This is a genomic window from Cohnella candidum (assembly GCF_003713065.1).
GTDB classification, from domain to species: domain Bacteria; phylum Bacillota; class Bacilli; order Paenibacillales; family Paenibacillaceae; genus Cohnella; species Cohnella candidum.
In genome coordinates, this window is the sequence record NZ_CP033433.1 from 3,311,308 (window position 1) to 3,325,683 (window position 14,376).

General features: G+C 58.1%; 11 protein-coding genes. 2 read left to right on the forward strand and 9 right to left on the reverse strand.

Going from position 1 to position 14,376, the window contains the following annotated elements; genetic code table 11:
- Positions 1-22 precede the first annotated feature (22 nt).
- Together EAV92_RS15185 and ligD are read left to right on the forward strand one after the other, a co-directional pair.
- Positions 23-451 (forward strand): Lrp/AsnC family transcriptional regulator, encoded by a 429-nt coding sequence (locus EAV92_RS15185; protein WP_123043752.1) that lies wholly within the window; start codon positions 23-25, stop codon positions 449-451.
- A 118-nt stretch (positions 452-569) separates the two neighbouring features.
- Positions 570-1,457 (forward strand): non-homologous end-joining DNA ligase, encoded by an 888-nt coding sequence (ligD, locus tag EAV92_RS15190; RefSeq protein ID WP_123041886.1) that lies wholly within the window; start codon positions 570-572, stop codon positions 1,455-1,457.
- A 65-nt stretch (positions 1,458-1,522) separates the two neighbouring features.
- On the opposite strand, the gene cls is transcribed toward ligD, so the two are convergent.
- From cls to EAV92_RS15235, 9 genes are all read right to left on the reverse strand, one after another.
- Positions 1,523-2,950, reverse strand: a complete 1,428-nt coding sequence (gene cls / locus EAV92_RS15195; protein WP_123041887.1) for a cardiolipin synthase — start codon at positions 2,948-2,950, stop codon at positions 1,523-1,525.
- A 157-nt stretch (positions 2,951-3,107) separates the two neighbouring features.
- Positions 3,108-4,253 (reverse strand): glycosyltransferase, encoded by a 1,146-nt coding sequence (locus EAV92_RS15200; protein WP_164472794.1) that lies wholly within the window; start codon positions 4,251-4,253, stop codon positions 3,108-3,110.
- Between the two features lie 14 nt (positions 4,254-4,267).
- Positions 4,268-5,989 (reverse strand): glycosyl hydrolase family 28-related protein, encoded by a 1,722-nt coding sequence (locus tag EAV92_RS15205; RefSeq protein ID WP_164472795.1) that lies wholly within the window; start codon positions 5,987-5,989, stop codon positions 4,268-4,270.
- Complete coding sequence (locus tag EAV92_RS15210; protein WP_123041890.1) at positions 5,941-7,359, reverse strand: hypothetical protein; 1,419 nt, start codon at positions 7,357-7,359, stop codon at positions 5,941-5,943. Before EAV92_RS15210 ends, EAV92_RS15205 begins: the two co-directional genes overlap by 49 nt.
- Positions 7,360-7,383: 24 nt before the next feature.
- Positions 7,384-8,952, reverse strand: coding sequence for a murein biosynthesis integral membrane protein MurJ (murJ, locus tag EAV92_RS15215; protein ID WP_123041891.1), 1,569 nt, complete (start codon positions 8,950-8,952; stop codon positions 7,384-7,386).
- Between the two features lie 103 nt (positions 8,953-9,055).
- Positions 9,056-10,663: a glycosyl hydrolase family 28-related protein gene (locus EAV92_RS15220; protein ID WP_164472796.1), complete on the reverse strand. Its 1,608-nt coding sequence runs from the start codon at positions 10,661-10,663 to the stop codon at positions 9,056-9,058.
- Between the two features lie 136 nt (positions 10,664-10,799).
- Positions 10,800-11,990: a glycosyltransferase gene (locus EAV92_RS15225; RefSeq protein ID WP_123041893.1), complete on the reverse strand. Its 1,191-nt coding sequence runs from the start codon at positions 11,988-11,990 to the stop codon at positions 10,800-10,802.
- 40 nt (positions 11,991-12,030) lie between these two features.
- Positions 12,031-13,197, reverse strand: a complete 1,167-nt coding sequence (locus EAV92_RS15230; RefSeq protein WP_123041894.1) for a glycosyltransferase family 4 protein — start codon at positions 13,195-13,197, stop codon at positions 12,031-12,033.
- Between the two features lie 10 nt (positions 13,198-13,207).
- Complete coding sequence (locus tag EAV92_RS15235) at positions 13,208-14,332, reverse strand: polysialyltransferase family glycosyltransferase (protein WP_123041895.1); 1,125 nt, start codon at positions 14,330-14,332, stop codon at positions 13,208-13,210.
- Positions 14,333-14,376: the final 44 nt, after the last annotated feature.

Consider the following 14,376-nt stretch of genomic DNA (forward strand, 5'->3'; position numbering starts at 1 on the left):
TCGTGAAAGGAATTTCGCACAGATGACGGAACCGCTATTGGATGAACTGGATCGGCGCATTCTGGACTGCTTGGTGGAGGACGCCACGCGCTCCCATAAGGAGATCGGGCAGCTCGTCCATCTCACGGGCCAAGCAGTAGGTGCTCGAATCCGCAAGCTGGAGGAGAGCGGCATCGTGGAAGGATACACGATCCGCTATCGGCCCGAGCGTTTGGGCAAACCGGTGCATGCCCTCGTGACCGTATTCATGCATCCGGCTTCCTCGCATGCGTCCTTCCAGCGTTTCGTCGCGGAAGACGATCGTGTCGCCGAAACGGTGCGCGTAAGCGGAGAAGGCTGCTACTGGCTGAGGGTGCACGCCGGCACGCATGACGAGCTCAACGCGTTTCTCGACGAGCTGCTGAAGTATGGGAACTACCGCTGCAGTCTCTCGATTGGCCGGATCAAGTGAGGCGGGCGGGATTTCGGCGAAATAGCCGAACGCTGGTACGTTATTTCGGCCTCCGATGGGATGGGCCTTCTATGAATGGGTAAAATGGGAAAAAGCCCATTGCCGAGGAGGCGCCGCCATGCCCGCGACGAAGACGATCCTGAAGCTCGGGGACTACGAGCTTAACGTCACGCACCCGGATAAAATGATATGGCCGGATATGAACATCACCAAATTGGACTATATTCAATTGCTAGCGAAACTCGGCCCTTATCTGCTGCCCCATTCGACGGGCCGCTACCTGACGACGATCCGCTATCCGGAAGGCATCGCGGGGACGTCATTTTACCAAAAGAACGCCCCCAAACCCACGCCTCCGTTCGTCAAGATCGCCCAGGACGGCAACATCCATTACGTGGTGCTGGATTCGATGGAAACACTGGTTTGGCTGGGCAGTCTGTACAGTCTCGAGCTCCACGTCTCCTGCGAAATCATCGGGGATCCGCTTCCCGACCGGTGGATTCTCGACATCGACCCTTCGCTGGATGAGGAGCCCCGTATTATGGAAGCAGCGTCCCTCGTCGGCGAGCTTCTTCATTCGCTCGGTCTCGACGCCGTAGCGAAAACGTCCGGGGCCACCGGCGTCCAGGTCGTGATGCCGATCGAGCGCGGCCCTACCTTCGACGAGCTGAGGGCTTTCGGCAAATTCGTTTCCGAGTACCTGACCGTCCGGAACCCGAAACTGTTCACGGTGGAACGGTTCAAAAAGGATCGGGGAACGCTCATTTACCTGGACTACTTGCAATTCCATCCCGGCCGGACGTTAGCCGCTCCTTACACGCCCCGTGCTCGGCCCGGCGCTCCCGTCTCCACGCCCTTAACGTGGGACGAAGTCGCCCGCAACCCGGCCCCAACTGACTTTAACCTGCTCAATATCGAACAGAGACTCAAAGAGCGCGGCGAACTGATCTCTCAAATGAAGCCCCAGCCGCTCGGCCGCGTACTCAAGAGCATTTCCACTCTATAGGCGCATAAAAGAAGCAGCCTGTCCGCGGTGCATACCGGGTTTAAGGCTGCTTCTTTTTAACCGAATCACAACAGCGGAGAGAGCATCCTCGCGAGCGCCTGCTTCGCCTTGACCTTTCGCGGGCGTTTGCGGAACGAGGAAAGCTCGATCTCGCGGCTGTCGTTCAGATCCTGCAAGAAGTCCCGCTCCAGCTCCGCGATGCGTTCGGCATCGAACAGCAGCGCGTTCGTTTCGAAATTGCTGAAAAAGCTGCGCAAATCCATGTTGGCCGTCCCGACCGAGCCCATCAGATCATCGACGATGACCACTTTCGCGTGGATGAACCCCCGGCTGTACTGCCAGAACCGTACGCCGTAGCTCATCATCTCGTCCACGTACGACAGCGTCGCGGCGTGCACGAGGTACGTGTCCGGCACGAGCGGCACGATCAGCCGGACGTCCACTCCGCTCATCGCCGCGATTTTGAGCGCCATCGCGATGCTCGCGTCCGGGATGAAGTACGGGGTCGTGATCCAAATGCGCTTCTTCGCCACCGACAGCGCGGCGAACAGCGTCTCGTGGATCGCGTCGTCCCGCCGGTTCGGGCCGCCGGCCACGATCTGCACCGCTTCTTTCCCCGTGCACTGATGGACGGGGAAATACGCCGGATCCTTCGGATTGTGCCGGGTCGCCGTTTCCCAATCCTTCAGGAATACCTCCTGCAGCCCGTACACCGCGTCGCCTTCCAGCGCCAAATGCGTGTCCCGCCAGAATCCGAGCCTCGGATGTTTGCCCAAATATTCGTCCCCGAGATTGATGCCGCCCACGAATCCGAGCGTCCCGTCGACGACGAGAATTTTGCGGTGGTTACGGTAGTTCATCCGTTTTTTCATGAACGCCGGGCGAAGGGGAAAAAAAACGGCGCATTCGGCTCCCGACTCCACCAGCGGAACGAAGTACTTTTTGTTCAAAGTAATGCTGCCGATCCCGTCGTACAGTACCCGCACCTGGACGCCCGCTTCCGCTTTGCGGATCAATTCTTCACGGAATTTTCGGCCCGTCTCGTCGTCCCGGATGATGTACGAGGAAAAATGGATGTGGTGCGTCGCGGTCCGGATCGCTTCCAACATCGCCTTATAAGCGTTCTCCGCGTTCGTCAGCACCCGCGATTTGTTGCAGCCCGTGATCGGAGCCGCTCCCGCTTTGCGCAGCAGCTTGAACAACCGCTCCTGATGGGCGAACTCAGGGCTCGGCATCTCTTCGGGCTGGGCGATCAGGTGGCTTTTCGCGATGATTTCCGCCCGCCTCTGCTCGTCGATTCCCCCGCGCTTTCTAACGCGCCGGCGGCGCTGGTATTCCCGAGCCAGAAAATAGTACAGCACGAAACCCACGATCGGGAACAAAAACAAGATAAAAAGCCAAGCCATCGCGTTGGCGGGCCTCCGATATTCCAGCACGAGAATGGTCGCGGCCTGGAACACGAAGATGACCAAAACTCCGATGAGCCAATACATGCGATACTCCTCTTTTCGCCGTAGCTTGTCAGATGACCATTATACCATCATTACCCATCAAGCGAGGCAGGAATCAAGCCGCCGGCATCGCCCTCACCGAATGACCAAATAAAAAAGCCCTGCCGGACTACCCTCCGCAGGGCTTCGCACACTCTCATCACGCCAAAAATTTCCGGTAATTCTCTCCGAACAGCTTCTCGTCACGAATGAACCGGGCGAACAGGCTCGTCGTTTTCGTATTCGCTGCAGCAGTCGCGGTCCCTCCGCGATGCAGACGGTTAAGCAGCTTCCGCAGCTTATCCGTCAGATCGGCCCGGTTCTCCGCCTCGAACGTGTCGCCAAGCTGATACGTTTCGATGGTGTAGCCGATTTCCCCGTGATTCGGTCCGAGCACGAATTTGCCGTGGGCCGCGCCTTCCGTCAATGGGCCGCTGATGCCCGAAAACATGCTGCGGTAAGGCAGGATAACGGCATCGCAGAGTTCGAGATACTGGCTTTTGACCGACTCCGGGATGTAGCGGATGTCCTTGTGCAGACGGTCGGAGAGACCGTATTCCATTGCCCAGCGGTCCAAATCCGCTTCCGTGAAGCGGTCCTCCGACCCCGCGACGATCAAGGTGAAATCGAGATCGCGCAAGTAACCGAGCGCCTCCATCAGAATATCGATGCCCTTGTCGTAACGCATTCCGCCGAACGCGAGCAGCAGAGGCCGTTTGCGTCCGGACAACGCCTCGCGAATCTCCTGCCCTCCCCCTTCAGCGCCTTCCGAAGCTCGTTTGAAATAGGGGATGTGAATGTTGGCCACTTTGCGTTCGTCGCAGCCGTCCCGGAGGATGCGCGCGTGGGTGAAATTCCCATGGACCGCGACCTTGTCGACGGTCCTCAGCTTAATGAGCAGCATCATCAGCCACCGTTTCAACCGGTTCGTCGGATACCAGTGCAGCGTTCCGGTTACCCGAATCCCCATCGTGAACGGAAGCACGAGCAGCAGAGAGAGGATCGCGCTGTCCAAGTGGAAAAGATGCACCTTGTCGTAGCCGTGCCGTCTCGCGTAGATGAACATGCCGAGCAGGCACAACGTCCTTTGCCATATGCCCAGCCTTCCCGTCTTGCGGAACGGGGGCAGGTTGCGGACCTTGACGCCGGCGGCGTTCAATTCCGACACCAGCTCATCTCCCGCGTTCAGCGTATAGTAGCCGATCCGTTCATATTGATTTTGCTTCCGCAAATGCTGCATGACCGTCAAGTTGTAAAGGTGATGGTGACCGTCGCTCGACAGATCGTATCCCAGTAACCGACTCATAAATCCGCTCCTCCTCAGCCGATGTATTCCACCAAACAATAAGCCGCACGGTTGGGCTCTACGCCCGGTCCGGCGCGAAGCTTGAGCCTGCACCGGGCAGAAGTGCCGCATTCGAAAAAGACGTCTTCGTCCTTCCGGAATCCCTGCGCCGCGGATGCGGCCTGTACGGCAGCGATCCGGGACGGCACCGACTCCGACGTTTCGAGCCAATAATCGGCGGGCCCGGATCCGTCGAAGGCGCCGGCGGTGCACAGGAATTTGACGTTCAAGATAACCGCTCCCAAGGGAAGCCGGAATACTTCTTGCCCTCCCCTGGCCGGGAGCGCCCCCGAAGCGTCCTTGATGCTGATCAGCTTCTTGGTCAGCTGGGCCCGGTTGCTCCGTTGGTAACCTTGATCGGAGTCGAAGAAGGCCGTTTCCTCCGTAGCCCCGATGCTCCGGCAATTCCGGAACGCCACGACCGGCTGGCCTCCCGCATTGCCTCCCGTGGGGCCGTCCTCCGCCGTGTAAACCAGGAAATCCTTCGCGGCCAGACCCTGCGGGAATTCGCAGTTTTCGTAAACGACGTTATGGGGAGCTTGCCAGGAGCCTTTGCTGTAACGGAATTCGTGTTTTCCCATCAGCGAGCATTCCTGGAATTTGATATTCGGCATTTTCTGATTAGCCGAACGGAACACGGCATGGACGGCGGGATCCAAGCGAAACGCCTGGGAGGACATGTCGCAGCTGATGAAAGACACCGTTCCGTCGTTCCAACCGCAGTCGATCAACTGGCTGCTCTCGTTCCGATGCTCGAATCTCGCCCCGATGCACAGGAAACGCTGAACGCCGTTGGCGTGACTGCCGTTCATCAATTTGAAGAACGTGCCGCCCTTCTCGTCGTCCCGATGGATCAGGCTGCCGCCCCAAACGTTGATGTTGCCGCCCTTCTCGAAAATGAGATAGTCGCCCTGCGACACCTCGAATTGGCAAGCGAAAAAGTTGTAGTTGAGGAACTGGTCCGAGCCCTTCGCCGCCGGCACGTACACCGCCCGCTTGATCGCGCCCGAAAACCCGCAATGGTACCAGGTCATTTCGCTGTTCGTGTTGCTGCCCTCGAGCCGGAAAATCTCGTTCCAGGACCCCGTCCACAAACACCTTTCGAACGTGTAGTTCTGGGCGCCGCCTTCCGAGTACGAGTACATGAAATTGTTCGCGGCGTTCTGCGACACGAACTCGATGTCCGCTATCGTGAGGAACATCCAAGCGTCGTCGTTGTAAAGCATGTATTTGCCGGCCGACGAATTGCGGTAAACGATCTGCGTGACGCCCCGGCCGGCTCCCTGAATGGTCAGGCCGACCGTCCGGGTGGTGTAAGATTTCCGCATAAGCGCTTCCGGTTTCGTGACCAGATAGCTGCCCTCCGGCAAATACAGGTTGACCCTTCCCCTGCGGTTCGGGTCCCCGACCGCAGCCGCGGCGGGATTGGCCGAGACGGAATCCTCGATGAACTTGAGCGCGCGGGTGAACGCTTCGCTGCTGTCCTTTTTGCCCGTGGGATCTGCGCCGAAATCCCGGATATTGACCGCCATGGGCTTGTCCGGCTGCGCCGTCGGCGTTGCCGAAGCGGACGCCGATTCCACCGGCATCAGCTTCCCTCTCAGAAGCCCGCCGGTAAGAAGCGCGAGCCCTGCCGCCGCGACGCCGGTCAGAAACTGTCTGCGCCCCATTCTCTTTTTCGGGGATTCATCTTCCACGGCGGTCCCTCCTTTCCGCGGTCCCGTGCCGGCCCCTGCAAACGGGAAATGACGGCCGGCATTTTGACCATGATCACGTAGGTTCCGAAACAGTAGGCGAATGCGTTCATCAGGTCACCCCGGAAAATGATGAACAGGAACCCGGCGATCAGCGCGTGCACGTAGCGGTTCTTGTGAATCCCTTTCTCGAGTTTGTTGACGATCGCAGCGCACAACGCCGCTCCCACGGCGACGCCGACCCAGCCGAAGTTCATGAAAAACTCGCTCGGCAGCGGATTCGACAGGTTATTGAAGTTCAGCGAGTACAACGCGGAGATATAATCGCCGATCGCTTCGCCGGAGCTGAGCGGTTTGCCGGTCCAGATGCTCCGGGGGACGAAGAAAAGGAAAACGCCGAGCAGCCGGTAGCCGAAAGCGTAGCCGTGTTCCGCGCAATAATGGAACGTGGCGATCAAATTCGAGAACGCGTCGAAATGGAGCTCCGTGAGCTGATCGAACATGAGATGGTAGGGGGACGGCACCTCGATGCCTTTGAAGCCGTACCGGAAGTAATTCAGCAGCGGAAAAATGAAAAACAGCCCGGACAGGATGACCCAGACGAATTTGCCCGGGGTCATCCGGTGCTCGTAGAACAGGTAGACGATCAGAATGATGATGAAGCCCAAATAAAACCGGGTCGTATTGAACGGGCTCGTCATGTACAGCAGCATGGCCGTAGACAACCAAAGCTGACTCGAAGCCGCCAGGCTCGGCTTTCGTCTGCGTCTGTCGAACATGAAAATCCAATTCGCGACGACGACCCCCTGCGTCGTGATGTTCCAAATAAGCAGAATGGATTTATCCAGCCCTTTGGAGGAGTAGTCCGCGTAGCCGAAAAAATACTGGAACTTGAACAAAGCGAACGTCAATCCGAAAACGAGGAACGCCGAAGCGAAATAGATTTGCCGGATGCGATCGGTCATGAATGGCAGGGGACTCGCGTTCGCTGCCTCCGGCAAGCTCGAAGCAGGCTCGACCGGCTCCGACCTCTTCCCGATCCGGAACAGCAGGTAGACGAAATTCCAGATCAGCAGAATGAAGTTGGCCTCCACCACGTCGGCGGCCGCAATCGGCATCGTATTCGGGAAGAAGGCTCCGTTCCCCAGTTGGATGACCGGGGCGAGGAAGAAGAACATGTAGACGAACACCCAGATGATGGTGTCCAGGTTCAGTTCCTTCCGCTTCAGAGCGAAGTGGAACCCGATGACCAACGCGACCAGATTCGCGAGGAACGAAGGCAGCAAATAGGCGTTGTCCCATGCGGACGTGTTGCCGTAGCACAACACCGCGTTCACGATCAGGAAGCAGGTTAACAGATAGACTCTGAGCATCTCCGATTCCCCTCGCGCCCGGACTTAACCTTCCGCGGCCGCCCTTCTTCTGCCCGGCTGGAACTTGGCCGACAGCTTGTTCCAGACGAAGTTGACCTCTTCGACCTTCAGCATTTTTACGAGAACGAAATAGAGCGCGAATCCGGCGCCGATCGCGAGCACCGTCACGATCAGATCGCCCAGCTTGCCGGGAACGAGATCCCTGAGCACCTCCCAATAGAGGCCGTACGCCAGACCCGACGATACCCCCGCGGAAAGCACGATTTTCATGAAGTAAGAGAACGCGATGCCGATGGTCTCCCCTTTGTTCAGCCTCTTGTAAGTGAGGACGAGATACGCGAACGAGACAGTCAGCGAACCGATCGTGGAGACCGCAATGCCTATGTATCCGATAAGCGGAACGAGGATGAAACAGCTCGTGACGAAGCCGGCCGTGTAGATCAAGGAATACGTAATCGGAGTCTTGAACTGCCCCCGGCTGAAAAACAGTTTGTTGAAGAAGTCCCGGACCGGCATGATGACGATGGCGGCCGAGAGGACGAGGAAGACCGTCGAGGTCATGCGCGTCGCCTTCTCGTCGAACGCCCCTCTCTCGAGCAGCGCTTGGACGATGTTCGTCGCGAACAGCATGCAGAAGAAGAAAATCGGGATGAGGATGAGCAGCAAGCTTTTGATGCCCGTGGAAACGATCGTGTTGTATTCCTTGCGCTTGTTCTCCGTCCACATCTGAACGGCGGAAGGATAAGTGGCGCTAACCATGGCCGTTCCGAACAAGGTAACCGGCAGCATGAGGATGCGGTTGGCGTAATTGATCGCCGACGCGCTGCCCGCGTCCAGATAGGCGGAGAAATAACGGGAAGCGAACACCATGGTCTGGTCGATGAGCACGAGCGTGATGATCGGGAGCGACATCGTGAGCAGCTTCCGCAAATACTCGTCTTTGATCCGGATGTAAAAACGGTACCGGACCCCTTTCTTGCGGACGACGGGAATTTGGACGACCACCTGCAGGACGTTGCCGAGTACGTAACCGACCGCCACCGAATAGATGCCCATGGACTGATGGAACAGCACCATGAACACGATGACCACGATGTTGTTCAGGACGGACAGCAAAGCAGGCAGCGTAAAATGGTTCAGGCTGTTGAGCACCGTCGACTGCGCGTAGGACAATCCGAAAAAGAGCATGCCCGGCAGCAGAATCCACAGCAGATGCTCCACCTTCTCGTGAACGGCAGGGTTATCCGCGAAGATGGCGGACAGACCGCTGCTGAACGCGTAGCAGATGCCGATGATCCCCAAAATGATGACGATAAACCAGTTGACCGTATTGCTGAACATGAGCGAAGCTTCTTCCGCGCTTTGGTGCACCCTCGCTTTAATGAACAGCGGGATAAAACCGGTTAGGAAGACGGAAGTGACGAAAGCCAGCAAAATGGAAGGTACCGCGTTGGCGAACAAGTAGGAGTCCATGTCGACGTCCGCCCCGTATTGCGCCGCGAGCAGTACCTCCCTGAACAATCCCAGAAAACTGCTGAGCAAATTGCCGACGAACAGAATTACCGCGCCTGATACGATCGCTTTCGAATTCATAACCCAGCCCCTAGCTATTGATACATTCTGTAACGCAATCTCTTTTGAATTTACGCTACATTTCGTATCGTGTCAAGGGGATTCGCCGGGCTTCTTCGCTTCATTAGCCGATATATTCGATCAGGCAGTAGCCTTTGCGGGCTTCGGTAACCGCGGAGGATGCCGCGAGCACGATATGGCGCTTCTCTTCCGTGTCGCAGATGAAGAAAACGTCCTTCTGCGTATTGAAGCCATTCCGTGGAGCGCCGTTGGACGGCGTCGCCGTCGCAAGCACGGTCGGGGTCGCCTCGCTCGTTCTGACCGTATAGCTCCAGCCTGAAGCCGTGGACGACGTCGTATTGGGGGCCATGAATACCGTGACTTTCGTGATGACCGCACCCAGAGGAAGGTAGACGTCTTCGGTCGCAGCCCGGTTATAGGGCAGCGTATTGCCGGCCGTGTTGATGGAGAGGACCTTCTTCTCGGCTCTGCCTGAAGTCGTGTTCGACCAGTTCAATTCGGTGTCGAACAGGTTTTTGTACATCGTCGTGCTGCCGGTTCCGCTGCAGTTTCGGAAGCTGATTTGCGGGACCGCGGCCGGTGCCGTCCCGGAAGTGTTGACGAGGCTGATGAAAGCGTCCGGCGTATTGTGCTGCGCGATGGAGCAGCTGCGGTAAGCAATGGTCTCAAGACGCTGGGCCCCGCCGCCCGAATACCGGTATTCATGGCGGCCTTGCAGAACGCAGTTATCGAAAACGACGTTGGGGAAAGCGTCTCCCTGTGAGTTGATGCTGACGTTCACCCAGTTTTTGTCCGCTTGGTACGCCTGTACGGAGTTGTCGACGTTCTGGAACGTGATGATGCCGGCTTTCCACTCGCTTTGCAGCATGCGGCAAACCGATTTGGCCAGTTCGACGCGCGCGCCCATGCACAGGAACCGCATGGCCCCGGAGTTATGGTCCCCGCCGCCGACGCCGAGCTTGAACATCGTCCCGCCGACCGTCGTGCCGGGATAATAGAGCAGGCTCCCTCCGATGACGTTGATGCTGCCGCCCTTCTGGACGTCGATGAAATCGCCTTTGGCCACTTCGAATTGGCACGAGATGAAATCGTAGTTCACCATCTGGTCAGACGCGGTCGCGGGAATGTAGAACACTTTGTTCCATTCGCCGGAGAAGCCGCATTTGTACCAGAGAATCTCGCTGTCCGTGTTCGTGCCTTCCAGATGGAAGCCGTAATTCCATTGGCCGCCGACGTGGATCCGCTCGAACTCCATGCCGTGGCTTCTGCCCGAGGAGTATGAGTAGAAGAGATTGTTCGCGCCGTTGCGGGATTGAAACTCGATATCGGAAACGTGGATTTGGTTCCATCCGTCCCGGTTGTAGAACAGGTATTGTCCCGCGGGGTTCGGGTCGAATACGATTCTCGTAATCATCCGGCCCGCGCCTTGCACGGAATATCCCATGGCAGAGGAAGTCATGGTGTCGTCCATGAGCGCCTTGCCGGATTTGATCAGGTACGTACCCGGGGGAATGTAGAGAACCGCGTTCCCCCTTCTTTGGCCGTTTTCGGAGCTGAAGTTGGTCACCAGCCGCATGACTTCCTTCTTCGCCGCGATGAACGCCGCCGTGTCGTCCTGGACCCCGTCGCCTTTCGCGCCGTATTGCTTGACGTTGATGACGCCGTATTGGTCCTTGTAAGCATTCATTAAATCTTGACCGCTGATTGCCATTTCTTGCACCTCCATGTGACGTAATGCTCCATCGTATGAAGGACTGCGAGAATCGGCTCCCGTTATCACCCTATCAGGCAAAAAAAAAATAGAAACTCCGCACTTGATAGGTTCGGAATTCCCATAGACCTTTACGCTATACGGTTAATAGAATTTCTTCGTAAATTCCGGCCAGCTTCCGGCCGAACGCCTCCGGTCTCAGCTCGCGGATCCGCTCGCGGCCATTGCTCCCGATCCGCTCCGCCTCCTCGGGGTGCTCGATCAAGCGGAACAGCGCGCGCGCCAGTTCCTCCGCGTTCCGCGGCTCTACCAGCAGCCCGTCGACCCCGTCGGTAACGACGTCGGCGATTCCTTCTCCCCGGCAGCCGATCACCGGCAGCCCGTAGGACATCGCTTCGGCGTAGGCGACGCCGAACGCCTCGTCCCAGCTGGCGAGGCAAAATATCGACGAGCGGGCGAGCTCTTTCATCGCGTCGGCATGCGGCATCGCTCCCGTGAAGGTCACGCTCCCTGCGACGCCCAGCTCCTCCGCCGCTTTCTTCAGCGGGCCCAGTTCGCTTCCCTGCCCGATCATCATGAGCTCATAATCCGGGTAGCGGCCGAGCACCTCGCGAAACGCCCGAAGCAGCTCATGTACGCCTTTGCGCTTGATGAGCGAGGCGAGCGTGACGATCCGCTTGCGCTTGCCGGACCCGGTGTCCGAGAGATGGTCCTGCGTCCAGAAGGTGTTGTACAGCAGCTCAACGGACCTGCCGTTCGGCACGTGTTCCCGAATGTTGCTCTTCACCCGGTTGCTGACGGCCAGCACCTTGGACGCATGCGAAAGAATCGCGGAGCCCAGCTCGCGATGGGGTCCCTCCTTCGGGTAACTGTGGAAACGGTCCACATCGTGGAGGGTCAGCACATAGGGAATGCCGTACTTCCGATGCAGTCGATACGCGATGGCTCCGTCCGGGAAGATGTTGTGGGCATGCAGCACCTGGTACCGCCCGACGTCGATTTGCCGGCGCAGCCGCCGGGCGAGCAGCTTCGTCTGGATGCCCATCAGGCGGAACAGGAACTCGTCCAGCGCGGAGTTGGGGCTGACGCGAATGAATTTCGGGTGGTACACGGTCACGCCGTCCAGCTTCTCCACGCTCGGGATTTCGGAATACTTCTTGATTTTGCCGGAAAGGAAACCGGCCGCCCGCGGAATGAACGGGACGGAATTGACGACCTCGACGTCGACCCCGCCGTTCCGCAGCGCCAACGCCTGCTGATGCGCCCATATGCCCAAATAAGGCGAGCTCTCCTTCGGATATGCCCAAGACAGGAACAACACTTTCATCCGAGCTTACACCCTCTCCGCGGATCCCAAAATCAACCGGTTAACGAGCAGCCGCGTATCGGGCGAACATTTCGTCGTACACCTCGGTCGTACGCTTGACGTACTGCTCTTTCGTGAACTCTTTCATAAACACTTCCCTCGCGCGGAGCCCCATCGATTCGTAATCCCCCGACAGGGTTCGGACAACCTCATCCGACAGCGCAGCCGCATTCTGCGGAGGAACGAGAACGCCGGTCCCTTCGCGCACCATTTCGGGCACCCCTCCGACGTCGGTCGCCACGACGGGCAGGCCCGCGCTCATGCCTTCCAGGATCACCGTCGGGAAAATGTCGTACACCGACGGCAGCACAAGCAAGTCGCTCTGGCGCAGCAGCTCGGGAACGTCCCGGCGCAAGCCGAGCATGAACACCGTATCCTGCAGGCCGGCCTCTTGGATTCTGGATAGCAGCTTCTCCTTGTAAGGCGCTTCATGGTCGAACGCGACGTCCCCGACGATAACGGCTTTGATGCCGGGATGCTCGGCTTTCCAGCGAGCGGCCGCTTCGATGAAGTACTCCAAGCCTTTCATGGGGGACAAGCGGGCAACCGCGATCGCGATCTTCGCGTCGTCCGGCAGGTTCAATTGCTGCCGAAGGGAAGAGGACGCGAAGGGCAGCCGATCCGGGTGCTGAGCCGAAATCCCGTTATAGATTTTGACGAGCTTGCGGGATTCCCGTCCCGCCCACCGGAACATGATTTTGCTTCTCTCGCATAGCACGATCACTTTGTCGTTCAGCACGTGGTCCAGCCAGCCCACGAACCGATAAGCGAACAGAGGCCGCCTGGCCAGCTCGTGCACGGTTTGGATCGTGGGGATTCCGAGCATGCGGCCGACGGCGTTCGCGCCGATGACCTCCATTTTGTGCGAATGGATCAGGTCGATCTTGTGTTCCTTCACGATCCGCCGAATCTCTTTCATGGAGCGGAACAGCAGCTTGAAGTTGCGGAAGTAATACCCGGCGTCCGTCGGCTTGCCGAAAACGGCCAAGGGACCGTACAACACGGTTGCTCCCGAGGCTTCATACTTCTCCGCATAGGGCGAAGGACCGCTCAGCATGACGAAGGAGCGGTATTGCGCAGGGTCCAAGCCTTGGACCAGCTGGAGCAGCACGGAATCGACGCCGCCCACCTGGCTGGCGTACGGCTGGATGAACAGAATGTTTTTCATGTCCTCCCCCTTACACGGTTTGGAACGCGATCTGATGCTTTTTCGCCAGCTCGCAGAAGCGGTCGGCGATCATTTTGACGTCCTCTTCCATCCTCAGGCTGTCGAATATGTAGATGTCCAGGCTGTTGTCGGACTTGCACAGGTCGTACAGATTGAGAATGGCGGTGCTGCCGAAGGAGAAGAGGTTGATTTTGCGGATTCCGTTTTTGAGGATCACCAGGTAGAGCAGCTCGCAGGGCAGCTTCTTGGGCAGCGTCAGGATCTTTCCCGGTACCGCGTCGATATCCCGCTTCTCGCCCGGATGCTGTTTGATGAACATCGGAGCGTCGGAACGCCCGACCGCTTCATCGACTTTCGCCTTCATGTCCCGAACGTAGGCCGCACGGTCCGGAACCGTATCCAGGAACGAATCGGTCAGCACGACCGACATTTCCTTCAGCCCCGCGACTTGGCGGTCGATCTCGCTCAGTTCAGGGTAAAGCCGGTAACATTCCTCTACGATGCGGGGAATGGCGAGAAACCGGTTAAAGGTCATCGGCAAGCCCCTTGTTTTCTTGCGGATCGGATTTTGGCGATCCTGTTGGATCAGCGCCGGTCTTTGCAGCCAGACCGAGTCGATCCAGCGCAGGCTGCCGAAATAGCCGCCGGGAAGCCCGAGCAGGGGCGCCATTCGCTTGAGCATGCGCATGTGCCAGCGGGAATGGGTGCTGTTGTTGATGTAGTTGCCGAAGCCTTCCTCGTACAGGTAAACCGGCTTGTTTTCGCTGCCGAATTTCCGCATGATCGCGTATTCCACGGCGACGAAATCATGCGCGACGAAAACTTCGGAATAGGCTGAAGTGTCGGCAAGCACGGAAGGCAGGAGCTTCTTCCAGCCGTGATAGAAGAAATACTTGCGAAGCGGGTGCAGAGCCAGCTTGTATTGATCCAGCTGCCCGTCGTCGATATAGAAAACTTTCTTCCATACCCCCGTTTCCCGGACCTTGCGGGCGAACTCTTCCGCTTCGTGGAAATGGTTCAGAATGAGGATGTCGCACGGCTCGTAGCCGCCCCCCTCCTTGATCAGGCGGGCGATCAAGTATTGATAGGGTTTCGTGCAAACGAACAGGATTTTCGTACCCTTCGCCTTCTTCACCGGAACAGGTCTCCTCTGCGGCATGTTGGCAAACGTCTGCGGCC